This window comes from Curtobacterium sp. HSID17257, assembly GCF_003989515.1.
Lineage (GTDB): Bacteria > Actinomycetota > Actinomycetes > Actinomycetales > Microbacteriaceae > Curtobacterium.
Genome location: NZ_RBLU01000003.1, coordinates 1 through 23,073, shown reverse-complemented (window position 1 = coordinate 23,073; position 23,073 = coordinate 1). Strand labels below are relative to the sequence as shown.

Annotated in this window: 21 protein-coding genes; 6 read left to right on the top strand and 15 right to left on the bottom strand. The window is 71.8% G+C overall.

Features of this window, described 5'->3' with window-relative positions:
- Nucleotide 1 precedes the first annotated feature (1 nt).
- Complete coding sequence (locus tag D8M35_RS01150; RefSeq protein ID WP_126890151.1) at nucleotides 2-1,306, bottom strand: adenylosuccinate synthase; 1,305 nt, start codon at nucleotides 1,304-1,306, stop codon at nucleotides 2-4.
- Between the two features lie 184 nt (nucleotides 1,307-1,490).
- Between D8M35_RS01150 and D8M35_RS01145 the strand changes: the two genes are divergently transcribed.
- Nucleotides 1,491-1,664 carry an antitoxin gene (locus tag D8M35_RS01145; protein ID WP_126890150.1) on the top strand — a complete coding sequence of 58 codons (174 nt, stop codon included), beginning with the start codon at nucleotides 1,491-1,493 and terminating at the stop codon, nucleotides 1,662-1,664.
- 58 nt (nucleotides 1,665-1,722) lie between these two features.
- Here D8M35_RS01145 and D8M35_RS01140 read toward each other — a convergent pair whose 3' ends face one another.
- The 6 genes from D8M35_RS01140 to D8M35_RS01120 form a co-directional block, all read right to left on the bottom strand.
- Nucleotides 1,723-2,856 (bottom strand): hypothetical protein, encoded by a 1,134-nt coding sequence (locus tag D8M35_RS01140; RefSeq protein WP_126890149.1) that lies wholly within the window; start codon nucleotides 2,854-2,856, stop codon nucleotides 1,723-1,725.
- The gene (locus D8M35_RS01135; protein WP_161972547.1) at nucleotides 2,853-3,917 is read right to left on the bottom strand and encodes a polysaccharide pyruvyl transferase family protein; all 1,065 of its coding nucleotides are present in this window, start codon (nucleotides 3,915-3,917) and stop codon (nucleotides 2,853-2,855) included. The genes D8M35_RS01140 and D8M35_RS01135 overlap by 4 nt, the downstream gene beginning before the upstream one ends.
- Entirely contained in the window at nucleotides 3,914-4,804 is an 891-nt protein-coding gene (locus tag D8M35_RS01130) for a glycosyltransferase family 1 protein (protein ID WP_202976507.1), read from the bottom strand. Before D8M35_RS01130 ends, D8M35_RS01135 begins: the two co-directional genes overlap by 4 nt.
- A gap of 131 nt (nucleotides 4,805-4,935) precedes the next feature.
- Nucleotides 4,936-6,039: a glycosyltransferase gene (locus tag D8M35_RS17265; RefSeq protein ID WP_126890146.1), complete on the bottom strand. Its 1,104-nt coding sequence runs from the start codon at nucleotides 6,037-6,039 to the stop codon at nucleotides 4,936-4,938.
- A gap of 119 nt (nucleotides 6,040-6,158) precedes the next feature.
- Nucleotides 6,159-6,329, bottom strand: a complete 171-nt coding sequence (locus D8M35_RS16290; protein WP_153257418.1) for a hypothetical protein — start codon at nucleotides 6,327-6,329, stop codon at nucleotides 6,159-6,161.
- Between the two features lie 139 nt (nucleotides 6,330-6,468).
- Nucleotides 6,469-10,128 carry a S8 family serine peptidase gene (locus tag D8M35_RS01120; RefSeq protein WP_126890145.1) on the bottom strand — a complete coding sequence of 1,220 codons (3,660 nt, stop codon included), beginning with the start codon at nucleotides 10,126-10,128 and terminating at the stop codon, nucleotides 6,469-6,471.
- Between the two features lie 159 nt (nucleotides 10,129-10,287).
- Between D8M35_RS01120 and D8M35_RS01115 the strand changes: the two genes are divergently transcribed.
- Genes D8M35_RS01115 through D8M35_RS01105 form a run of 3 tightly spaced genes read left to right on the top strand, consistent with a single transcriptional unit; the run spans nucleotide 10,288 to nucleotide 13,759 of the window.
- Entirely contained in the window at nucleotides 10,288-10,980 is a 693-nt protein-coding gene (locus D8M35_RS01115) for a TetR/AcrR family transcriptional regulator (protein WP_238638039.1), read from the top strand.
- Nucleotides 10,977-11,693, top strand: coding sequence for a hypothetical protein (locus D8M35_RS01110; protein ID WP_126890143.1), 717 nt, complete (start codon nucleotides 10,977-10,979; stop codon nucleotides 11,691-11,693). Before D8M35_RS01115 ends, D8M35_RS01110 begins: the two co-directional genes overlap by 4 nt.
- On the top strand, nucleotides 11,690-13,759 hold the full coding sequence (locus tag D8M35_RS01105) for a YhgE/Pip domain-containing protein (protein WP_126890142.1): 2,070 nt from the start codon (nucleotides 11,690-11,692) through the stop codon (nucleotides 13,757-13,759). Before D8M35_RS01110 ends, D8M35_RS01105 begins: the two co-directional genes overlap by 4 nt.
- 207 nt (nucleotides 13,760-13,966) lie before the next feature.
- Here D8M35_RS01105 and D8M35_RS01100 read toward each other — a convergent pair whose 3' ends face one another.
- Nucleotides 13,967-14,869 (bottom strand): endonuclease domain-containing protein, encoded by a 903-nt coding sequence (locus tag D8M35_RS01100; RefSeq protein WP_161972546.1) that lies wholly within the window; start codon nucleotides 14,867-14,869, stop codon nucleotides 13,967-13,969.
- A 280-nt stretch (nucleotides 14,870-15,149) separates the two neighbouring features.
- Here D8M35_RS01100 and D8M35_RS01095 point away from each other — a divergent pair, with 280 nt between their 5' ends.
- Entirely contained in the window at nucleotides 15,150-16,169 is a 1,020-nt protein-coding gene (locus D8M35_RS01095; RefSeq protein ID WP_126890140.1) for a LacI family DNA-binding transcriptional regulator, read from the top strand.
- 34 nt (nucleotides 16,170-16,203) lie between these two features.
- Here D8M35_RS01095 and D8M35_RS01090 read toward each other — a convergent pair whose 3' ends face one another.
- The 4 genes from D8M35_RS01090 to D8M35_RS01075 all read right to left on the bottom strand — a co-directional run bounded on the left by D8M35_RS01090 (nucleotide 16,204) and on the right by D8M35_RS01075 (nucleotide 18,952).
- Nucleotides 16,204-16,905: a TrmH family RNA methyltransferase gene (locus tag D8M35_RS01090; RefSeq protein ID WP_126890139.1), complete on the bottom strand. Its 702-nt coding sequence runs from the start codon at nucleotides 16,903-16,905 to the stop codon at nucleotides 16,204-16,206.
- A 70-nt stretch (nucleotides 16,906-16,975) separates the two neighbouring features.
- Complete coding sequence (locus tag D8M35_RS01085; protein WP_126890138.1) at nucleotides 16,976-17,287, bottom strand: DUF4190 domain-containing protein; 312 nt, start codon at nucleotides 17,285-17,287, stop codon at nucleotides 16,976-16,978.
- Between the two features lie 58 nt (nucleotides 17,288-17,345).
- Nucleotides 17,346-18,212: a DUF3592 domain-containing protein gene (locus D8M35_RS01080; RefSeq protein WP_126890137.1), complete on the bottom strand. Its 867-nt coding sequence runs from the start codon at nucleotides 18,210-18,212 to the stop codon at nucleotides 17,346-17,348.
- Nucleotides 18,209-18,952 carry a TetR/AcrR family transcriptional regulator C-terminal domain-containing protein gene (locus tag D8M35_RS01075; protein ID WP_126890136.1) on the bottom strand — a complete coding sequence of 248 codons (744 nt, stop codon included), beginning with the start codon at nucleotides 18,950-18,952 and terminating at the stop codon, nucleotides 18,209-18,211. Before D8M35_RS01075 ends, D8M35_RS01080 begins: the two co-directional genes overlap by 4 nt.
- A 137-nt stretch (nucleotides 18,953-19,089) precedes the next feature.
- Here D8M35_RS01075 and D8M35_RS01070 point away from each other — a divergent pair, with 137 nt between their 5' ends.
- Nucleotides 19,090-19,887 (top strand): HAD-IIA family hydrolase, encoded by a 798-nt coding sequence (locus D8M35_RS01070; protein ID WP_126890135.1) that lies wholly within the window; start codon nucleotides 19,090-19,092, stop codon nucleotides 19,885-19,887.
- Between the two features lie 69 nt (nucleotides 19,888-19,956).
- Here D8M35_RS01070 and D8M35_RS01065 read toward each other — a convergent pair whose 3' ends face one another.
- The 3 genes from D8M35_RS01065 to D8M35_RS01055 all read right to left on the bottom strand — a co-directional run.
- A complete protein-coding gene (locus D8M35_RS01065; protein ID WP_126890134.1) occupies nucleotides 19,957-21,378 on the bottom strand; it encodes an NAD(P)/FAD-dependent oxidoreductase in 1,422 nt (473 codons plus the stop codon).
- Nucleotides 21,375-22,271, bottom strand: a complete 897-nt coding sequence (locus D8M35_RS01060) for a UbiA family prenyltransferase (RefSeq protein ID WP_126890133.1) — start codon at nucleotides 22,269-22,271, stop codon at nucleotides 21,375-21,377. The genes D8M35_RS01065 and D8M35_RS01060 overlap by 4 nt, the downstream gene beginning before the upstream one ends.
- A gap of 81 nt (nucleotides 22,272-22,352) precedes the next feature.
- Nucleotides 22,353-23,073, bottom strand: a 721-nt coding sequence (locus D8M35_RS01055; RefSeq protein WP_148113326.1) for a L,D-transpeptidase, incomplete at its 5' end; no start/stop codon positions are given.

The following is a 23,073-nucleotide window of genomic DNA, read 5'->3' as shown; positions in this document are numbered from 1 at the left end:
CTCACGCAGCAGCCTCGCCGGTGCCGAGCAGGTCGTGGCGGACCACGATCGCGTCACGGCCCGGGCCGACACCGATCGCCGAGATCCGTGCGCCGGACATCGCCTCGACCGCGAGCACGTAGTCCTGCGCGGTCTTCGGCAGGTCGTCGAACGAGCGGGCGCCGGTGATGTCCTCGGTCCAGCCGGGGAACTCCTCGTAGATCGGCTTCGCGTGGTGGAAGTCCGACTGGTTCACGGGGACCTCGTCCACGCGCTGGCCGTCGACCTCGTACGCGACGCAGACCGGGATGGTCTCGAGGCCGGTCAGCACATCGAGCTTCGTCAGCACGAAGTCGGTCACACCGTTGATGCGGGCCGTGTACCGGGCGATCGGGGCGTCGTACCAGCCGCAGCGACGCGGACGACCGGTCGTGGTGCCGAACTCGAAGCCGTTGGCGCGGAGGAACTCTCCCGACTCGTCGAACAGCTCGGTCGGGAACGGACCGGCGCCGACGCGGGTCGTGTACGCCTTGACGATGCCGATGATGCGCTCGAGCTTGCCCGGGCCGATGCCCGAACCGGTCGCGGCGCCACCGGCGGTCGCCGACGACGACGTCACGAACGGGTAGGTGCCGTGGTCGACGTCGAGCATCGTGGCCTGGCCGGCCTCGAACAGGACGGTGTCGCCCCGCTCGAGCGCGCGGTGGATCTCGAGCGCGGTGTCGGCGACCATCGGGCGCAGGCGCTCGGCGAAGGACAGCAGCGACTCCACCACCTCGTCCGCGTCGATCGCGCGACGGTTGAAGACCTTGACCAGCAGGTGGTTCTTCTGGTCGAGGGCCGCCTCGACCTTCTGCCGCAGGATGTTCTCGTCGAAGATGTCCTGGATGCGGATGCCGACGCGGTTGATCTTGTCGGCGTAGGTCGGACCGATGCCGCGGCCGGTGGTACCGATCTGGCGCTTGCCGAGGAACCGCTCGGTCACCTTGTCGACGGTGCGGTGGTAGTGCGTGATGACGTGCGCGTTCGCGGACACCAGGAGCTTCGAGACGTCGACACCACGGGCGCGGAGCGCATCGAGCTCCTGGAACAGGACCTCGAGGTCGACGACGACGCCGTTGCCGATGATCGGGGTCACGCCGGGCGTCAGGATGCCGGACGGCAGCAGGTGCAGCGCGTACTTCTCGCCGCCGACGACGACGGTGTGGCCGGCGTTGTTGCCGCCGTTGAACTTCACGACGTAGTCGATGCGCGAGCCGAGGAGGTCGGTTGCCTTCCCCTTGCCCTCGTCACCCCACTGGGCACCGATGATGACTGCTGCGGGCATGGAGGTTCTCCTCACGTTGGCGGAGGACCGCACCGGCGGGCTGGGCCGATGGTCCACCCGAGTCTATCGGCTGTCCACCTGCACGCCACCCGCCTGTGGAGAACCGGTTCCGCACCTGGGAGCCCGTCCGGCACTCCCGGCGCACCGTCGTCCGTGTCGGATCCGACGAGCAAGGGAGCACCACATGAGTGACCTCGGTGACAAGGCCAAGGACTTCGCGAACAGCGACAAGGGCGAGCAGGCGACGGACGCCGGTCTCAGCAAGGCCGGCGATGCAGCCGACAAGGCCACCGGCGGTGGCCACGGCGAGCAGGTCGACAAGGCCGAGCAGGCCGCCGACGACAAGATCGGCAAGTAGACCGCTCAACAGAACGGACGGGAGGCGCGGTGCCAGCTGGCACCGCGCCTCCCGTCCGTCACGACAGCGACAGACTCGGGCTCAGCCGCTCACCCGCTGCCCGCCACCGGTATGCCAGGAAGGCGACGAGTTCCACCACCGTCAGGGCACAGAGAACGACGAGGAGGCTGTGAGTCACGACCATCGCGATGGTCGCGGCAAGGACGCTGAGCGCGGAGAGAGCCCCTCGGAGCACCAGTACGTCGACCACCGCACCTCGTCGGCGTAGCGCTGCGAAGGGGATCGTCGACGGGATGCTCGCGACCTTCCAGACACAGGCGGCGACCAGTGTGGACGTGGTCATCGACCATCCTGCGCCGAACAGGAGCCGGGGGATGCCGACCGTGTGTGCCACGACCACTGTGGCCAGCGCCAGTGCCGACGCCACGGTGAGGACCGCGGTCAGCCGCGACGCGGCTCTCGCGAGCAGCACGGTCCGGAGGTACCCGAGGAGTGGCTGCAGGACGCCGAGGACGGTGAGGAGCAAGCGGAACGCCACTGCCGTCCCGGGACCGAGGATCGCCAGGACGAGCGCGGTCAGGACGAGCGGGACCGCTGCGACGACACAGGTCTCCGCTCCGATCAGCAGACGGCGGAGGCACGGGACCGGAAGGCCGCGTTCGACTGGGTGGACGGTGGCGCGGAGGGCGACGGGCAGGAACATCCCGAGCGCGAGGAGTCCGAAGGCGCCGCTTCCGATCACGGGGACGAGGACCAGCGCCGTCGAGCCGAAGAGCACGAGCAGCCCGGCTGCGGCTGACTCCGTGCGCCAGGAACCCAGGACGACGGAATCGGTGCGCCCGAGTTGCAGGGCGATCATGAGCAGCGGGAACCCGATGACGACCGTGACCATCTGCGGCGAGGTCACCATCGAGCCGGCCCCGAGGGCTGCTGCGAGTACCGCGAACCGAGACCCGGACGACGACCAACGAGCCGCGGCCGCGGCGTCCGCGAGTCGGGCTTCCGCCACGACGGCGTTCACCACGCCGCTGAGGAACGCTCCCGCGCTGAGCCCGACGGCGAGGGTCGCCTGGTCGGACATGTCGAACGTCCGCGCGGCCAGCGCCTGGACGAGGGCGGGACCGACCGGGAGCGCGGCACCGCTGACCACCATGCTGATGACCGGGAGGGGCGACGCGAACCGTGCCCTCACCGTCGATCCACGGCCTGCTGGGATCCAGCCAAGGAGCTGATCCGCCCGATGAGGGCCTGCCGCTCCGTCCGGAACGCCGCGAGGGCGGACATGACTGCACGGTCGTACCGCGCTCGGGACGAAGCGTCGGACACGAGGGCTGTGACCTGTTCCTGCACCGTGGCCGGATCGAACCCGTACACCGAGTGGACGTGTTCCGGCAGACCGAGATCGGCAAAGGCACCGAAGCCCTTCCGCTCGTAGGCAAGGTGGACCACCCAGTGCCCCGCTCGCAGCGCCATCAGCGCCGCGTGCAGTCGGACGGCCACGACGACACGACGGCCTCCGGTCGTGTACTCCTCGTGCCCGAGGACGCGGTCTGGTCCGCTCCGTTCCACGGCAGCGCTGTCGTCGTTCCCGGCTCCGGTGCTCTGGACCCAGCCGTCGAAGGGTCTCAGCATCGACACGACTCGCGACAGCCGACGTCGGCCAGCACGACGGACAGGGCGGACCGAGACGACGGGCTTCGCCACGCTCAGCGTTCCTCGTCGCTCGCTCCACCCGCTGTCGAGCAACGCCGTGTCGGGGAAGCGTCCTGCGTTGTCGAGCGCCAGCTCCGCGACAGATCGATCATCGCGGAGGCACACCAGGTCGACCTTCGCGAGCAGACGCCGCAGGACCGCCCGCACGACCGCTCCCTCCGGCCCGATCGACTGCGGCAGGTAGACCGTCGGGGCGGTCGTCCGCGCCGCCGCCAGCAGCTGGGGCAGGTGAGCGATGGCTGTCTTGGCCGATTCCACGAGCCCGCCGAAGCGCAGGTAGCCGCCGCCGACGCCGACGACGAGGTCGAAGTCATCCAGCGAGCGCAGGGCTCGGCAACCGGCGCGAGCTGCCCGCGTCGCCCAACGAGTCGAGACGAACCGTACTCGTGGACGCGCAGGGAACGACTCGGGGTACCGCGCGAAGACCGTGTACTCGCAATTGACGAAGGCCTCGTCGAGGAGGTCGACAGCGGCATCGACGAGGAGCCCGTCCCCGGCGTTCGACGCACTGTAGGCGTGCAGGATCGCGATCTTGGTCAACGGAGGACTTCCTCGTAGATCCGGAGGTGGGCTGCGATGCTCTGCTCCCATGTGAAACGCGACGCCCACGCTGGACCGGAACGTCGCAGGCTCTCCTTCCAGCGCTCGTCGGACAGTGCCGCGAGCACGTCACGTTCCAGGCCCTCTGCACTCAGGTCGCCGAGCGTCCGACTCGGGCCGGCGACCTCGGCGAGCGAACCCCGACGACTCGCGACGACGGGCACCCCCGCTGCCAGCGCTTCCAGCACCGGGAACCCGAACCCTTCGTAGAGGCTCGGGAAGGCGAACAACTCGGTGTGCTGCATGAGGGCCGCCCGCTCAGCGTCGTCGACGAAGCCGACGTACTCGCAGTTCACTGCGGTCGACAGACGCTCGAACGTCTCGCGGTACCCCCAGGCCGGTCGGCCAGCGAGGACCAGTCGGACGCCGGACCGACGGAGCGCCGGGCGCTCGAACGCCTCGATGAGCGAGCGGACGTTCTTCCGCGGTTCGATGTTCCCGAGGTAGAGCACGAAGGGCCGAGAAGCAAGGTGCGCCAGCCGCTCGCTGAGCATCGTCGGTACCGCGAAGGCGTCGTGGTCGATCCCGTGCGGGATCACGGAGATGGTCGAGGGGTCGACTTGGAACACCTCGGAGATGTCATCGGCCGCGGAGCGCGAGACGGTGACGAGCCTTCCGGTCGACCGGATCGCAGCGCCCACTCGGGACCGCCACACCTGCTCCTGCAGTGGGTTCCTGGCGGCGGTGATCCACCGGCTCGCCACGCCGTGCACCGTGACCACGCTCGGCACCGTGGTCGGGAACAGGGGGCCGGTGTCGGCTGAGTAGTGGATGACCGTGTCCTCGGAACGCCGCAGACCCGCGAACGTCTCCAACGCAGCAGTCACGACCGGGTGCCGGGCCCAAGGCAGGCACGCAGCAGCGTGACCCGCGGATTCCACACCCCCGACGAGCATGCGTGCGTACGTGGTGTTGCCACCCACGTGCCGATCGACGATCCGCCCCGGGAAGAGGACCCTCATCGATCCGCCGACGCTTCCGCTGCTGCACCGCCGTGCTGGTACAGCTGCGCGAAGGCAGAACGCTGCGTCTCATCGTTCATCGTCCGGAGGAGCGTCGCGCCCTGCCCCGCAACAGCGCGCGCGAAGGCGGGGTCGCGCAGACACGCGACGACGGTGTCCGCGAGGCCCGCTGCGCCGGCTGCTCGAACGATCGGGGTCCCGACGAGCGCAGGGATGTCGCGAGCGACGACCGGGACCTGCCGCGCTGACGCATCGAGCACGCTGATCGGGAAGCCCTCGTACCGCGCCGTGTGGACGACGACGTCCACGCGGTCGACCAGCGGTGCGAGATCGTCGGCCTCGACCCAGCCGGTGACCTCGATCCCGGCACCACGCAGACGCTCCTCGGCACCGGGGTCTCCGCCTCCGATCCAGACGGCTTCGAGGTCGGGTACCCGGCAGCGAACGAGTTCGACGACCTCGACGAAGAGGTCCGGATCCTTCTGCGGACACGCGCGCCCGATCATGGCGATGCGAGGCCGACGGGATCCTCGAGATCCGTCCGCCCCGACGCGCTCCCGGAGCGTCGGGGCGTTCGGGACCAGGACCGTCCGGGCGCGGGCGTGCAGTCGTCGCGTGAGGTGTTCCTCCCTCGGGGAGAGCACTGCAACGCACTGATCACGCCGAGCCAGGACGGCCTCCACGGCGAAGGCGATCACTGCAACGAGCGACCACCGACGTTCGAACGCGTAGCCGTGGGGCTGGTAGACGATGCGAGCGCCCCTCGGTGCGACGAGTCGCACCAGCACGCCCGCCCAGCTGGAGTGCGCGTGAACGATCGGCGCATCGTCCGACCGGACCGCTGTCCTGACGGCACGGAGCCGGCGGAGCGGGCCGCCGGCGAGGCGCTCGACGCTCGTGAAGTCGCTGTCGTGACGAGCGGCATCGAGGTCAGCGCCGTCGGCCAGGAGCCGGTGTTCGTGGTCGGGAGTGGCGCGGGCCGTAGCACGGACAGCTCGACTGACCCCTCCCGCGAAGCACGACGTCACGTGCAGGACGACGGGGCGCTTCGGGCTGTCGCGCCGGGGACGGACGTGAGACGGGTGCGCATCGAGGAGCATGTTCCGATTCTAGATCAAGAACATGACATTTCAATACGCGTGTCAGCAGAACGACGGACGGGAGGCGCGGTGCCAGCTGGCACCGCGCCTCCCGTCCGTCAGGTGGTCACGTTCCGCGATCAGGCGCGGAAGAAGTCCTGGTACGACGGGTCCCCCACCGGCTGGGCGTGACCCGGCTGTGCGAGGCGTTCCTCGACCATGGCCTGGAGCGCATCGGGCGGGGTCAGCCCACGGCGCCGCCACTCCATCGGGTTGGCCCGGAGCTGCATCAGGGAGGTGTGGGATCGCATGGCCTCACTCTCGCACCCATTCCCTAGTTCGCCTAACTACATGTCCCTTTGCCGCACTCCACCCCGCGTTCCTCGTCGGTCAGGAACGACGAACGCCCCGCCACACCGGGATGGTGTGACGGGGCGTCCGTGTCGATGACTACTTGCGGGGTGCCACCTTCGCGGTCTCGGCGGAGGTCGCCGTCCCGTCCTGGTAGCCCGTCGCCTTCGCCGTCACCGTGACGGAGAAGCGGTGGCCCGCGTCCGTCGTGCCGAGCGTGTAGCGCCGGTCGGTCGCACCCTGCACCGCGACACCGTCACGGAGCCACTGGTACGAGTACGAGACCTTCTTGCCGTCCCACGAGCCGGGGTTCGCCTTGAGCGACTTCCCGACCTTCGGGGTGCCCGAGATCGTGACGGCGCTGCCCTCGCGGAGGGTGAGCGTCGGCGCGGTCTGCGCGGCCTGGAGCACGTCCGCCTGGTCGCCCACCGCGTTGCCGAGGTGGAGCAGCAGGACACGGGCGTTGGTGGCGTCGGCCTGTCGCGTGACCTGCAGCGAGCCCGTGTCGGCGTAGAGCACACCGGTGGCGGTGCCCTGCGCGAAGGCGAGCGCCGGCTTCGACGGGTCGTACGTGGCCGACTCCGTCTCGTCCACGACGTTCGAACCGCTGGTGGCCAGGGCCGGGGCGTACGCCGACTCGGTCAGCACCGAGTAGTCGAACGCACCGGTCGCACCGATGGTCGACGCCGACACCGTCAGCACCTTGACGGCGCTGTCGAACGTGTTGACGTCCTGCCCCGCGGTACCGCCGTTGAGCGGCTGCGCGTCGACCGTCTTGCCGGTCGCCAGGTCCACCGTGGTGGCGAGCGTCGCGTCGATGGTGGTCGACTTGGCGTCGTACACCAGGAAGTCCGGCTCACCGTCGCGGTTCGTGTCGATGAGGACCTCGACGTTGGTCACCGCGCCGGGGTTCGCGTCGGCACCGGCGGTCTGGACGCCGAAGGCGAGCGTGTCGGACGCCTTGTCGTAGTTCGCGCCGTAGGCCCGGATGTCGGCGGCCTGCAGGGACTGCTGCGCCGAACCGGCGGGCAGCGGCTCCTGCGGGTCGGTCCCGCCCAGGACGAACGGTGCGACGACCGAGTGGTACCCGGTGACGGCGTCGCCCTGGTCGACCGAGCGGCCGGTGAGCGCGAGCTCCGCGGTCGTGGTCGAGCCCGAGAACGCGATGTCCTTCCCGTGCACGGCGCTGACCGGCTTCGGCGCGACGTACGCACCGAGGCGCATCGGGTTCAGCGACTTGTCGGTCGGCGTGAAGGACACGACGCCGGACGCCGCGGCGACGAACTCACGCTGGTAGCCGGACTGCACCGACTCCTGCGTGGGGTCGATGACTCGACGCAGCTGCGTCGGGTCGGCGATCGTGAACGTCAGCTTGACGGTCGCGGTGCCGTGCGCCGGAGCGGTGACCCGCTTCGTGCTCAGCGCGAAGGCGACACCCGGCTGGTCCACCTGGGCCTGGTACGCCACGTCGTACGTGTGCGAACGGCCGTCGGTGTTCTGGATCTGCAGGGTGCGCGACTCGGTGGTCTTCCCGCTGACCTCGACGACACCGTACGAGGCGGTGACGAGCTGGTCGTTCTCGATGCTGCGCACCGTGGTGCCGGCGGTGACCGCCTGCAGCGCGTCGACGCGGCCGGTGCCCTGGCGGAGCAGCGTGGCGTTCCGGTCACCCTGGCGCACGTCGTGCGTCGCGGTGTTCATCACGGCGGCCTTCACCTGCGGCGCCGTCCACGACGGGTGCGACTGGAAGGTCAGCGCGACGATGCCGGCCACGTGCGGGGTCGCCATCGAGGTACCGCTCATCGACATGCGGCCGTCACCGGTGCCGTTGGCCGCGGAGATCACGTTGACCCCGGGGCCGGCGACGTCCGGCTTGACGATGTCGCCGAACGAGCCGTGGACGCCACGGCTCGTGAACGGAGCGAGCGTGTTCACGTTCGCCTGGTCGGTCGCCAGCTGGAAGCCCTTGAGCTCCTGTGCGAACTGCACGTGCAGGGTCCCGGCCTGCGCGGCGGCCTGGAGGCTCGCAGCACTGTCCGAGGTCAGCTCGGCACCCGGGATGGTCGCGTTCCCCGCGACGCCCGAGTCGAAGCTCGTCACCGTCCCGGCGAGCAGGACGCCGACACCGCCGGCTGCCTGGACGTTGTTGAAGCGCACACCGGAGCCGCACTCGAGCGCCCCGTCGGTCCACTTCAGCCAGACGACCTTGCCCGTGACCTTCGCGGCCTCGTCGGCGCTGAACGCCTGGCAGCCGTCGATGTTCGTGGTCGGCACGACGACGTCGCCCTCGACCGGCAGGGTGCCCTGGTAGTTCTGCGAGTACTGCGCGCGGTAGGTGCCCGCGACGTCGGACGGCGCGGTGGCCTTGACGCCGTCGAACAGCGACTGGCCGGTGGCGCTCGCGGCGACGGTCAGGGCGCCCTCGGCGTTGCCCGGCGAGCCACCGATGTCGGTGAAGTCGTCGGCGTTGCCCGAGGCGATCACGGGCAGGACACCGCGGGCGGTGAGCGCGTCGATCTTCGCGTTGTCGGGGTCGTCCGGGGCGCCGTAGTCGGAGCCGAGCGACAGGTTGAGGACGTTGATGTCCTTGCCCTCGGTCAGCGCCTGGCCGACCCAGTCGAGCGCCGCACCGGTCAGGTCGGTCGAGCCGCCGCCGTCACCGAACACCTTGAGGGCGTAGAGGCCGGCCTCGGGCGCGGTGCCCGGACCGATCCACATGTCCTGGACGGACTGGTTCGTGAGCTTCGTGTAGTCGCCGCGGAACGTCTTCTTGTCCGCGGTCAGGCCGTAGCCCGCGGCGGTGCCGGACACGTGCGTGCCGTGGTCGCCGCCCTTGCCGTCGATCGGGTTGGCGTCCGGCTTGGGGGTCGGGTCGTATCCCGCGCTCGAGGAGTCCGCGTTGTAGGTGGGGCCGGCGAAGTCGTAGCCGCCGAGGTACTTCCCTGCGTCGTACCAGCTGGGGTCCGGTGCGCTCGTGCTCGCCAGGGCCTGCTCGTACGCGGCCGTGGTGCCCGGGCCGCCGAAGTCGGCCTGCGTGTAGTCGAGGCCGGTGTCGAGGACGGCGACGTTGACGCCCTTGCCGGTGCGGCCGGTCTGCTGCCACGCGTCGAGGGAACGCGTGTAGACGTCGCTCGCCGCGTTCTTCGGGCTGACGCCGTCCGCGCCCGGCTGCACCAGGTCGGGGTCGACACCGCTCGGGGCCTTCGACGCGTCGCCCGGGGTCGGGTCGACGATCTTCTTCGGGGTGAGCGGGATGATGCTCTCGACGTCCGAGCGGCTCGCGATGTCGCGCAGCGCGTCGACGTCGGCGACGACCGCGACACCGGGGACGGTGTACTCGGTCGAGTACAGCTCCGTCGCCTTGGCGTCGGAGCGCTTGACCGCAGCACGGACGGCGTCGACGGTCGACGTGATCGCCTGGACGCGCTCCTGCGCGGCGGACGACGGCGCCTTCGACTTCGTCAGGTCGCCGCCCTTCGCCTTCGCGTCGACCTCGAGCGCACCCTGGCCGGTCGTGCGCACGAACGCGGCGACCGTCTTCTGGGGCTTGGCGTCGCGCAGGGGCGCGGCGAGCTTGAGGTCGGCCGGGGAGACACCGGTCGGCGCCGCGTTCGCCGCTCCGCCGACGGCGAGGCCGCCGCAGGACAGGGCGACGGCGGCGATCCCGGCGGTCAGGAGGCGTGCGACGCGTGACCGCGTGGTGCGCTCCGTGATGGGTGGTTGCTCGGGTACTGCACGGTTGGGTGTTGCACGTGTCACAGGGCGCACTCCTCGGGCTCTGTCCGTGGTGGGAATTCCTGTGAAGTTATGCGCTCGTTCACAGGTGGAACAGTCCGCACTTTGGGGGACTGTCCCTCGTTCGGGGGTACGGAACCCGATAACTTGCACAGGGGTGTGCAGGTTATTACGCTGAATGCCGTGACCAGTACGACCAGTGGCGGGACCGCCACCGAGCAGCCCGGGCGCGCTCCCCGACGGGACGCCGCCGAGAACCGCGCTGCCCTGATCGAGGCGGCGAAGCACGTCCTGCAGCAGGACCCGGACGCCGGGCTCGAGACCATCGCGACCGCCGCCGGACTCTCGCGGCGTGCGGTCTACGGACACTTCCCCTCCCGCGACGACCTCGTGCGCGAGGTCGTGACCGCCGGCGCCGCACGGATCGCCGCAGCCATGCCCGACTCGTCAGCACTCGCTGCCCTGCCGCCGGCCGCACGACTCGCCGCCCTCGCGGTCGCGCTGTGGTCCGAGGTGTCGCACGTCCGCCCGATGGCGCGCGTCGCCGTCCGCAGCCCCTTCGCCGAGGCGGTGGCCGAGGTCTTCGCACCGCTGCGCGCCCAGGTCCGGCAGGCATGCGCGCTCGGCATCGAGGACGGCTCGATGCGCGACGACGTCGACGCCGCGTCGCTGGCTCGGCTCGTCGAGGCCGCGTGCATCGCCGTGCTCGACGAGGCCACCCGCTCCGGCACGAGCGACGAGGCGGGTCGGCACACGGTCGTGCTCTCCGCGCTCGGCACCGCCGGCATCGACTGGCGCACGGCGCTGCTGTCCGAACCGGCAGCCCCGGTCGCCCCCGCCCCCGCACCGCAGACCGAGCAGGAGACCCGCGCATGACGCTCGAACTCGACCACGTCGGCATCGGCGACGAGCCCGGCGCCGCGCTGCCCGTCGTCTCCGCCGTCGCCGCTCCCGGGCGGCCCGGCGTCGTCGCCGTCGAGACCGAGCAGGCACCCGTGCTCGCCTCGCTCGTCGCCGGTGGGCGGATGCGTCCCGACACCGGACGAGTGCTGCTCGACGGGCACGAGGACGCCGCTGCGATCCGCTCGGCGTTCGCGCTCGTGGACACCCCCGGGGTCGCCGAGCCGTTCCCGGTCATGTCGCTCCGGAAGATCGTGCGCGAGGAGCTCGCGTTCGCCGGGCAGCGTCCCTCTCGCGAGCACGTCGACACCGTGCTCGACGAGCTCGGGATGCGGGACCACGCCGACACGCACGTGCAGCGGGTCCCGACCGACGTGCGAGTGCGGCTGCTCGTGGAGCTCGCGCTGCTGCGGGACGGGGTCACGGGCATCGTGCTCACCGCGCCCGAGCGACACGGGGGCGCCGTGGCCGACTGGTTCGCGGTGGTGCGCGACGTCGCCCGCCGGGGCGTGACCGTCGTCCTCGTGACGTCGAAGGCCGCCGCAGCCACCGTCGAGCACCTGCTCGACACGATCCAGACCGAGGGTCCCGACGACGCGACCCGGACAGACGGGGGCGACCAGAGCCTCCAGTCCGACCGTCCCGACCCCGAAACTCCCGCAACCGTCCCGACGGAGGCACCCGCGTGACCATCCCCTCGCTCATCCGCGCCGAACTGGCGCGCCTCACCGCCACGCCGCTCGCCCGGCTGGCGTTCGTCGCCCTCATGGTGGTGCCGCTGCTCTACGGCGGTGCCTACCTCTGGGCGAACCGCGACCCCTACGCCAAGCTCGACCAGATCCCGGCCGCCATCGTCGACCAGGACGCCGGCGCGACGCTCGACGGCGACCGGGTCGACTACGGGAAGGACGTCACGAACGAGGCCATCGACGGCGCCGACTTCAAGTGGACGGAGACGACCGCGGCCGACGCGCGCTCGGGTGTGCGGAACGGGACGTACGACTTCGTCGTGACGATCCCGCACGACTTCTCCGAGTCCCTGGTGTCGGCGCAGGGCGACGACCCGAAGCGGGCCGAACTCGTCATGACGACCGCGGACACGAACTCGTACCTGGCCTCGACGATCGCGGAGCAGGCGGGCAAGACCATGCGCACGGCCGTCGCCGAGCGGGTCGGCAAGCAAGCCGCGAAGACGCTGCTCGTCGGACTCGCCGACGTGCGCGACAGCCTCGGCGACGCCGTCGACGGCGCCGGCCAGCTCGCCTCGGGTGCGACCACGGCGGCCGACGGTGCGGCATCACTCGCGACCGGGACCCAGCAGCTGTCGGCCGGTGCGTCGCAGCTCGCCTCCGGCACCGCCTCGTTGCCGGCGCAGACGGCGCAGCTGAACGACGGCGCCCAGCAGGTCGCGTCGGGTGCCTCCACCCTGGCGTCCGGGCTGCAGTCGGCCCAGCAGCAGACCGCGTCGCTGCCGGCGCAGACCGCGCAGCTGAACGACGGCGCGCAGCGGGTCGCCGCGGGGAACGCCGCGCTGGCCGACAAGGTCGACTCGGTCAGCCCCGGCGTCGACGCGGTGCAGCCGATCGACGCCGACGCGCTGCTCGCGCAGATCACCGCGAACCTGCCCGAGGGCGCCACGCTGACCCCCTCGCAGCAGGAGGCGATCGCGAAGGCGGTCGGCGACGTCAACAGCGCCGGCGCCTCGGCCAAGCAGACCTACGCGGCGACGAAGTCCGCCGTCGACCAGCTCCGCGACGGGTCGGCGCAGGTCGCGGCCGGCACGTCGGCGCTCGCCTCGGCGTCGCCGCAGCTGGCGGACGGCATCGCGTCGGCCTCGACCGGCGCATCGCAGCTGGCGTCGGGCTCGTCGCAGGTCGCCGCGGGCACGTCGAAGCTCGCCGCCGCGGCACCGACGCTGTCCTCCGGCGCGTCCTCGCTCGCGAGCGGAGCGGCGTCGGCGGCGTCGGGCGCTTCTCAGCTCTCGTCGGGAGTGGACCAGCTCGAGGACGGCTCGAAGGAGCTCGCCACGAAGCTCGACCAGGGCCGCACGAAGATCCCGGCCTCCACAGCGTCGCAGCGTTCCTCGCAAGCGTCCGTCATCTCGGACCCCGTGAAGGTCGGCGACGACAACGTCGCCGCGGCGTCGAACTACGGCGCGGGCCTCGCGCCGTTCTTCATCTCGCTCGCCGCCTGGATCGGCATGTACGCGCTGTTCCTCATCCTCAAGCCGATCTCCAAGCGGGCGATCACCGCCGTCAAGAAGCCGCTGCGGGTGGTGCTCGGCGGATGGCTCACCCCGGCGCTCCTCGGGCTCGTGCAGATGGCGGCGCTGTTCCTGATCGTGCGGTTCGCGCTCGACCTCGACGTGGTGCACGCCGGGCCGACGGTGGCGATCATGGTGCTCGCGTCGGCGACCTTCGCGGCGATCATCATGGCGCTGAACGTGCTGCTCGGCTCGGTCGGACAGTTCCTCGGCCTGGTGCTCATGCTCGTGCAGCTCGTCACGGCCGGCGGGACCTTCCCGTGGCAGACCCTGCCGGGGCCGTTGGCAGCGCTGCACTTCGCGCTGCCGATGACCTACTCCGTCGACGCGATCCGGCAGACGATGTACGGCGGGTCCTTCGCGGCGGTGTGGTCGGACGCGGGAGTGCTCGCGTGCTGGCTGCTCGGCGCGCTGCTCGTGTCGTACGTCGTCACCGCGCGGCAGACCCGCTCGCGGACGCTGCGCGACCTGCGGCCGAGCCTGATCGGGTAGCGGGCGGGGGCGCCGAGGCGGGGGCCGCGGCGCGCATTCATGGAGCAGAAGACGTCGGGTAGCGGTGACGTACCCGACGTCTTCTGCTCCATCGAGGGGCATACCCCGGCACCGTCGACCGGTCCGGGCGCGCGCAACGCCCGACCGAGCGCGGTTCCGGTCCGGCCAGCAGCGCCGGTCAGCAGCAGCGTCGCCCTGCGGCGGACGCTACGTCCGGCGCCGCAGCAGCCCTGCCAGCTCTTCGAGCGCCGCCGTCCGGTGGGTCGTCAGGTCACTCCGACTCCACCGCAGCACCGCCCACCCGAGACGCTCGAAGGCCCGGTAGCGCCGCAGGTCGGACTGCCACTGCGCGGAGTCGGTCCGGTGGTGGTCGCCCTCGTACTCGATGATGATGCGCTCGCGTCGGTACGCGAAGTCCGCGCGACCGACGAACCGCCCGTGTTCGTCGTGGATCTCGACCTGCAGCTCGGGCTCGGCGATCCCGGCACGGAGGATGCCCAACCGCGCCCGGGTCTCCTGCGGCGATCCGCTCCCCTTGCGGACCAGGCCGAGCGCCGCCCGGAGCTTCCGCGCGCCAGGGCAGCGGCCCCGTGCTGCCAACGCGGCTGCCAGCGCGTCCGTCGTCGTCGCGCACGCTCGGCTCGACAGCACCGCATCACCCAGGACGACGAGGTCGTCGAGACCGAGCAGCGACCCGCTCTCCACCCACGCGGCCGCCGGAGCGCTCGTCGGCATCCCCCACCGGGTCAGTACCGCGGCACGATCGTCCGTGGTCCGATGCCCGACGACACCCTGGCGCCGCATCTGGGCGGCCGGCCGGATGCTCGTCACGTGGACAGGATCGTCGCCGGGGTGCTCGCGCGGCAGCGGGAGGCCCCACAGGACCGCCGCGGACAGGTGGCTGACGAACTGGCCCGAGCCGAGCACGGGCCGGAAGGCACGGATGCGGTCGATCCCGGTCGGGGGCCGATGCCGGTGCCACCGGATCGACCGCGTCGGTCGCACCAGGTCCGACCGACGGAGTCGCTCGCGGTGCACACCTGCGCGGTCTGCAGAGCGGACGTCGAAGCTCCGCACGGACAGGCTCTTCGGCAGCGGTCGTGGTCGCACGCTCCGAGCATGGGTGCGTTGCGTTGGTCGAGCCGAGCTGCTCACCGATCCTGTGCACAGAGCAGCGCCCGAGTTGCCCTGTGCAGGACTCATGCCACCTTCGATGGAGCAGGAAACGTCGAATGGAGCCGTCGTACTCGACGATTGCTGCTCCATCAACTATGGGCACCGCGTGAATGCACGTGCCACCCCCATCCCGCGAGCACCGCCTCATGTCCTGACAACCGCGCGCGTCCGGCCCGCTACCATCGAGGGACACCACTACCGGTCGAGGGAGATCATGGGAGACGGCAGGTCCGCCACCGCAGACGGCAAACCGGCGACCATCTACGACGTCGCCGCACGCGCAGGCGTCTCGAAGTCCCTCGTCTCGCTCGTGCTCCAGCGCTCCCCCAAGGTCAGCGACCAGCGCCGCGAGGCGGTCCTCCGCGCCATCCAGGAACTCGACTACCGGCCGAGCACCGCCGCCGTCTCCCTCGCCGGCACCCGCAGTCGCACGATCGGCGTGGTGCTCGACGACTTCCGCAACCAGTGGTTCGTCGACCTGCTCACCGGCCTGCGCGAGGCACTGCAGGACCAGGGGCACCGCTTGGTCGTCGCCGACCGCTTCCTCAACACCGGGCTCGACGTCTCCCCCGTCGAGGGCTTCCTGTCCATGCGTGTCGAGGGCATCGTCATCGCCGGCGAGCCCGACACCGACCTCGCGATCCCCGCGAGCATGCCCGTCGTGGTCGCCGGCGGCCGCGCGGTGCTCCCCCGCGCCGACACCGTCGCGAACGACGACCGCGCCGGCGGCCGGATGGCAGCAGACCACCTCCTCGCGCTCGGGCACACGCGCATCGGCTTCGTCGGCGGACGCTCGGCTGCGTCCGCGGAACGACTCACCGGCCTGGAGGCACGGATCACCTCCGCCCCGTCGCCCGCCTCCCTCGTCACGCACGTCATGCCCGTGGAGCCCACCGAGGAGGCCGGGGCCGAGGCCGTCGGACACCTGCTCGACGCCCACCCCGACGTGACTGCGGTGTTCGCCGCGAACGACGTGATGGCGCTCGGCGCGATGTCCGGGCTCGCCGCGCGTGGGCTGCGAGTCCCCGAGGACGTGTCGGTGATGGGCTACGACGACACCCCGCTCGCGGCGTCGTCCTACGTCGGCCTGACGAGCATCGACGACCGCAGTGTGGAGATCGGCCGCGGCGCCGGCGAGCGTCTGCTCGCGCGCATCGCCGACCCGGGCGCTCCCGGGCAGGAGACCCTGGTCGAGCCCCGGCTCGTCGCCCGCCGCACGACCGCCGCCCACTGACGCGCACGCCCGCGACGCTCCTGCCGTCCGCGGGTCAGTCCGTGGGCAGGACCGCGTGCTGGACGACCCAGGCGTGCATGACGACGGCTGCCGCGGCCGAGGCGTTGATGCTCCGCGTCGACCCGAACTGCGTGATCTCGAGGTGCGCGTCGGCTCCGGCGACGGCGTCGTCGGTGAGCCCCGGCCCCTCCTGCCCGAACAGGAACACGCAGCGCTCCGGGATCGCCGCGGTCTCGATGCGCTCGGCCCCGCGGGTGTTGTCGACGGCGACGACCGGCCGACCCTCCTCGTGCATCGCGACCAGGAACGCCGCGACGTCCGGGTGGTACCGCACGTGCTGGTAGCGGTCGGTGACCATCGCCCCGCGCTTGTTCCAGCGACGCCGTCCGATGATGTGCACGGTGCCGGCGAGGAAGGCGTTGGCGCTCCGCACGATCGACCCGATGTTCAGGTCGTGCTGCCAGTTCTCGATCGCGACGTCGAAGGCGTGCCGGCGGGTGTCGAGCTCGGCGACGATCGCGTCCATCGACCAGTACCGGAAGCGGTCGACGACGTTCCGGGTGTCCCCCGCCGCGAGCAGTTCCGGGTCGAGTCGCGGGTCGTCCGGCCACGGCTCGGGGTGGGGCCCGACACCGTTGGTGGTGGCCTCGTGCGTCGGCGGGAGCTCCGGAGCGGTACCGGTGGGGCGGGACGGTCCCGACGGGACCGCGGGGTCGGACGGGAGGCGCTCGGTCACGTGACCAGCGTAGGGCGCGTGCCCCGTGCCTCCCGTCCGGCGGCCGTCATCAGCCGACGGCCGGGTGGGGTCAGTACGACGTCGGGTACGTGACCGACGGCTCGGACATCGCGACCGCGACGAGCGCGATGAAGAGCACGGCGTAGAAGACCGTGATCACCCCGCCGACGATGACCGCGGCGAGCGCCAGGCCACGGCCGCCCTCGCCACGCTTCTTCGTCTGGGACATCGCGACGAAGCCGAGGACGAACCCGACGATCGGCGCGACGAACGCCGCCACGAGCGCGATGATCGCGAGGGTGTTCGTGCGTTGCGGGGAGGCTGGCGCCGCTGCGTACGGCTGGTACTGGTCCTGCGGGGTCTGGGCGTTCTGTTCTGACACGGCTGACGAGCCTAGGAGCGCCGCGTTTTCGTGGAGAAGTGCCAACTTTCGACCGGCGTCACGTCGTGCCGGGGCGCAGGAAGCCCTCGGGCTCGTCGCCGCTCCCGGTCGTCGTGAAGATGCGCTTCCGGTCGCCGGGGCGGGCCGGGTCGTAGAGCACGGTGACCGTCCCGCCGAGCACCGGTGCCGCGCCGTGCGTGAAGCCCTCGGTCCGCTCGACCCAGCGCCGGACGCCGTGCAGGTCCACGAACGAGAACGTCCACCGCAGCAGCGTGCGCGACGCGTCCGGGCTCGTGCCGCCGCTGATGGCGGTGACCTCACCCGTCGTGCGTCGACCGTTCGCCATGACGTCGGTGAGCCGGGCGCGACGGTTCCCGCGGCCGACCCGCGTCGCACCGCCGGCCACGAGCGCGAGGGCCGTCACGACGGTGAGGAGCCCCGGCAGCCACCACACGGAGGTGTACCAGATCCAGGCGCCGATGCCCCACGTCTCGTCGTGTCCGAACGTCGGGTCGACGGCCACGCCGACGCGGTCCGGCGCGGGCCACTGCGTGGTCGTCGCCCACCACGCGTACAGGGTGGCACCGACCAGCCACAGCGGCAGTGGTCCGATCCCGACCAGGTCGGTGGTGCGTCCGGACCAGCGGTGGTTCCACCTCGTGTACCAGCCGATGGCCACCAGCGTGCCGAAGACCGCGCCCGGGGCCGCCCACAGGTGCGTCTCCGGGTCGGGGCTGTCGGAGAAGATGCTGTTGACCGTCATCATCCGGAAGCGCAGGACGAAGTCCGACACCGCGAGCCCACCGATCACGCCCGCGGCGACGACCAGCAGCGCGCCGACGACGGTCATCGTCAGGGCAGTGGTCGAGCCGCGGTACCGGGCCTCGCGCTCGCGTCGCGCCTGCTGCGGGTCGACGGTGCTCACGACGTCGCGGTGCCGTGCGCGCGGACACGGGCCTCGATGCCGGCGGTGATGATCTCGAGCCCGAGGGTGAAGCGCTCGTCGTAGGAGTGCTCGCCGAGGATCTCGCCGACGACGCGGTGCCGCTCGGGGCGCCCGGTCTCGGAGTCGCCGCGGCCGACCTGCACGCCGGCGTGCCCGACCACGAAGTCGTAGACCACGAAGAAGGCGTACATGGCCTCACGCTCGGGCAGCCCGGCCTGCTGCAGGGCACCGACGACCTTCGCCACGACGGCGTCGGACTCGGTGGACGCGAGCGGGGCGCGCTGGCTGTGCGACTCGAGCACGAGGGGGTGGGTGCGCATGAGGTCGCGGAAGGTGCACGCGAAGACGTGGAGGACGGAGCGCCAGTCGTCCGGCCAGACGAAGGTCGCGGTGAACTCGTCGACGGTGCGGCGCACGAGCTCGGCGTGCAGGTCGTCGAGGCCGCCGATGGTGCGGTGGACGGTCATCGGCGCGACGCCGAGCTTCGCGCCGAGTGCGCGGAAGGACAGGCGATCGAGGCCCTCCTCGTTCGCGATGGTGGTGGCGGCGTCGACCACCTGCTCGCGGCTCAGGACGTTCGGGCGGCCGCGGCGGCGACGGGGCGCGGTGGCGGCAGCCGGCGTCGGTGCCGACTCGGCGCCGCTCTGCGGTTGCGCGCGCAGGGTGGGGTCGGCAGTGGTCCGCGGCTGGACGGTCGGGTTGCCGGGGTCGACGAGCACAGGGGGCCTCCTTGATCCGGTACGTGTCCCGAAAATCGTAGCCCAAAGCCGAACGCCGCTCGGTGTCCGGTCGGCCAGTTCTCCACAGCCGGGTGACCACCGGGTCCGGCGCGAGGCAGCCCCAGTACGCTGAGGCCATGGCGACCCGCGACGAAGTCGAGTGCTGGCTGACCGACATGGACGGCGTGCTCGTCCACGAGAACCAGGCCCTGCCAGGGGCTCCCGAGCTCATCCAGCAGTGGCTGGACGAGGGGACCGAGTTCCTCGTCCTGACGAACAACTCGATCTTCACGCCCCGTGACCTCAGCGCGCGGCTCCGCTGGTCCGGGCTCGAGGTGCCCGAGGAACGCATCTGGACGTCGGCGCTCGCCACGGCGGACTTCTGCCGCTCGCAGATGCCCGGTGGGTCGGCGTTCGTGATCGGCGAGGCCGGCATGACGACGGCGCTGCACGAGGCCGGCTTCATCATGACCGAGACGGCTCCGGACTACGTCGTCGTCGGCGAGACCCGCAACTACTCGTTCGAGGCGATCACCAAGGCCGTCCGGCTCATCCGCGACGGCGCGCGGTTCATCGTGACGAACCCCGACGCGACCGGGCCGAGCGCCGAGGGTGTCCTGCCCGCGACCGGGGCGATCGCCGCGATGATCGAGAAGGCCACCGGCAAGCAGCCGTACGTCGTCGGCAAGCCGAACCCGATGATGTTCCGGTCGGCGATGAACCGGATCGGGGCGCACTCCGAGAACACCGGCATGATCGGCGACCGCATGGACACCGACGTGCAGGCGGGCATCGAGGCCGGGCTCCACACCGTCCTCGTGATGACGGGCATCAGCGACCAGGCCGAGATCGACCGCTACCCGTTCCGCCCGAGCGAGGTGATCGCGGGCGTGCACGAGCTCGTCCGTGCCGACCCGATCGAGGTCGAGATGTAGCGAGGGCGCGAGCGCGACGGCGCGAGCGCGAGGGCGCGAGCGCGAGGGCGCGCTACGGCGCGGGCGCGCTCAGGCCGGGGTCGACCGGAGCAGCCGTGCCGTTGCGATCATCGCTCCGCCGACGACCGCCGGGATCCCGCCACCGGGGTGCACGGATGCGCCCACCCGCCAGAGCCAGGGCCGCCACCGGTCGTTGTACGAGGGCCGGTGGAACGGGCCGCTCTGCCACGGCGGACGCGCGGCCCCGTAGAGCGCCCCGTGCGGTTCGCCCCCGGTGCCGTAGTACTCCGGGTCGAGGACCACGTGGTCGTCGAGCAGGTCCGTGATCGGACCGTCGAGGCCGAGCGCCGCCGAGACCCGTTCGACCTCGCGCCGCACGAAGGGGTGGTCGATGTCGTAGTGCCCGCCGTCAGCCGGCGCGGTGAGCAGCACCCCCACGGTGCCGTGCGGGTTCGGCGAGAGCTCCCCCGCGCGGTAGTGGTTGACGAACACCATGGTGTCCGCCGGCTCGTCCCCCGCCTCGAGGCTCCGGTGCAGTGCGTCCGGCTTCGTCGGCAGCACCACGCTGTGCGTCGCGAGGCCCGCCGGCAGTTCCTCGCGCAGCACGCCGTACAGCGCGACGGCGGAGCAGGAGAGCGCCCGGGGCCGGGAGCGTGGACGCGGCAGCGCGGGCATCGGGGACGGCCTGGTCAGCGCGGCCAGCCGGTCGGCGTCGAGCGCGCTGACCACGAGGTCGGCGGGGTGGAGTCCGCCCTCGGTGGTGACCCCACCGCGGTCGATGTGGGTGACGGCCTCGCCGGTGCGGACGTCGACACCCGCTGCCTCGGCCAGGCGTTGCAGGGCGAGCACGACCTCGTACACGCCGCCGTCCGGCACCCACGCGCCGGTCTCCGCCATGATCGCCGGCATGCTCGCGTAGAGCGCCGGGGTGCGTGCGGGTGAGACCCCCGCGTTCAGGGTGTGGATCGCGATGATCTCGCGCAGCCCGTCCGGCAGCCAGGGCAGCCCGTCGAGGTAGGCGCGCGTGGTGAGCCGCGAGCCGTACACCGAGAGCAGACGTCGGACGGCCGGCAGGGCGGCGCGGTCGAGCGGGTCGGCGAGCAGGAGCCGGGTCACGTCGTCTGCGAGCGGCGCGTGCAGGTCGGCGAACCGTCGCCACGCCGGGTACCAGGGGTGGTCGGGGGCCACCGGCAGCGCGGTCTCCTCGCCCCGGTGGAAGTACCGCCCCACCTCGGGCATGCGCACCAGGTCGAGGTGCCCGTCCTCGCCGGAGCGGCCGCCGAGTCGCCGCAGCAGCTCGTCCCACACCGCCGGGAAGGTGACGAGCGACGGCCCGGTGTCGATCCGGTCCGACCCGAGCTGGATGCGCCGGCTCTTGCCACCGAGCCGGTCCGAGGCCTCGAGCAGGGTCACCCGGTGCCCCGCACGGGCGAGCAGGGCGGCGGCGGTGAGGCCACCGATCCCGCCTCCGACGACGACGACACGACTCACCGCGTACCTCCGAGCACGATGGACACCAGGAGCAGCACCCCGGCGAAGGACCCCGCGATGTACGGGAAGGCGACCGACAGCCGGTACAGGCGGTGCCCGGTCTCCGGGGTCGGTGCACGGAGCAGGCTCACGACGAGGACGCCCGCGATGAGCAGGTTGACGGCGGCCACCGGGAGGCTCACCACGGCGAACAACACCGTCGAGACGATCCACCAGGCGCCGCTCCACAGCGCGGTCCCCCGGGGTCCGAGTCGCACCGCGGTCGTGGTGATGCCGGCGTCACGGTCCTCGACGATGTCCTGCACGGCGTCGAAGGCGTGCTTGGCGACGCTCCAGGCCATCAGCCCGACCGCGGCCGGCCACACCGGCTCGTCCCCGAGGGCGTACGGCACGATGACGAGCGGCAGCGCGTAGGCCGCGTTGCTCAGCGAGTCGAGGTACGGCCGGGCCTTGAACCGCAGTGGCGGTGCCGAGTAGCCGACGAAGACGGCGGCGTAGAGCAGGATCGCGACGTTCGCGAGCGGCGGCAGTGTCAGCAGGAACGCGACGAGGAACGGCACGTTGACCACGGCGACGGCCCAGACGATGAGCCGGACCTCGGACTGCCGGATCCTGGCGCCCTCGATCGACCCCTTGCGGGGGTTGGCGGCGTCGGTGTCCTGGTCGAAGACGTCGTTGACGCCGTAGATGAGCAGGTTGAACGGCAGGGTCAGCCAGATCAGGATCGGCAGCGCCCGGAGGTCGAACAGCGCGCCGGTCAGCCACACCGCGACGAACCCCGAGCCGATCGTGTTGATCCACAGGACCGGCCGCGAGATGTGGACCAGTCGACGCACGGTGGCACCGGCCCCGGACGGCACGGTCCTGGGCAACTGTCCGGTCCCGTCGGTCACCGGCCCGAGCGTACCCGGAGCGCCCGACCGCGGGCCGGGGTGCGCACCCGCACCCGCACCGGCACCGGCACCGGCACCGGCCTACTCCACCGTGACGAGCGTCCCGAGCGGCAGCGCGTCGATCGCCGCGACCCCGCCGGCCGAGAGCCGCACGCACCCGTGGGACACCGCACCCGCGGCGGCGGCGTTCCAGTGCAGGCCGATGAGCCCGCCGTCCGAGCCGCCGTACGGTTCGTCGGCCGCGCTCGAGTGCAGCGACGTCAGCTGGATCGGGTGGTCACCCGTCCCCTGCGCGGGGTCGACGTACCGCTGCTCCAGGTAACCCGTCACCCCCGTCGGCGTCGGGGTGTCCGACGTGCCGATCCCAGCGGGGAAGCTCCGGGAGACCTGCCCGGACGACGACACGATCGACACCGTCTGGTCGGCAGTCGAGATGACCACGTGCGACGTCGGCGCCGCCTGCTGCACGAGCGCATCCCGCGGCACCCAGGCGGCGGTCTGCGCGGCGGCGTGCCCGCCGGCCGCCGAGGGCAGCTCCTGCCGCGCCGGCGTGAGGACGAGCTCCCACGCCCCCTCGTGCCGCAGCCCCACGACCGTCGTCGGCTGGCCGAGGAAGTCGGCGGCAGCGAAGCGCGCGACGGGGTGCTGCCGGTCCGCACCGAAGAGCGGGGCGTCGGCGCGGAGTCGGAAGACCTCGGCGGACGACACGGTCCGGTCGACGGGCAGCAGGCCGCCGACCACGGCCGAGTAGCGGGCCTCGGGCAGTGCGGCGAGCGCCGCTGCGTCGACCGCGGGCACGTCA

Coding starts and splice junctions, on each gene's coding strand:
- D8M35_RS01150 (WP_126890151.1), bottom strand. CDS start 1,306: ATGCCCGCAGCAGTCATCATCGGTGCCCAGTGGGGTGACGAGGGCAAG.
- D8M35_RS01145 (WP_126890150.1), top strand. CDS start 1,491: ATGAGTGACCTCGGTGACAAGGCCAAGGACTTCGCGAACAGCGACAAG.
- D8M35_RS17265 (WP_126890146.1), bottom strand. CDS start 6,039: ATGCTCCTCGATGCGCACCCGTCTCACGTCCGTCCCCGGCGCGACAGC.
- D8M35_RS16290 (WP_153257418.1), bottom strand. CDS start 6,329: ATGCGATCCCACACCTCCCTGATGCAGCTCCGGGCCAACCCGATGGAG.
- D8M35_RS01110 (WP_126890143.1), top strand. CDS start 10,977: ATGACGCTCGAACTCGACCACGTCGGCATCGGCGACGAGCCCGGCGCC.
- D8M35_RS01095 (WP_126890140.1), top strand. CDS start 15,150: ATGGGAGACGGCAGGTCCGCCACCGCAGACGGCAAACCGGCGACCATC.
- D8M35_RS01070 (WP_126890135.1), top strand. CDS start 19,090: ATGGCGACCCGCGACGAAGTCGAGTGCTGGCTGACCGACATGGACGGC.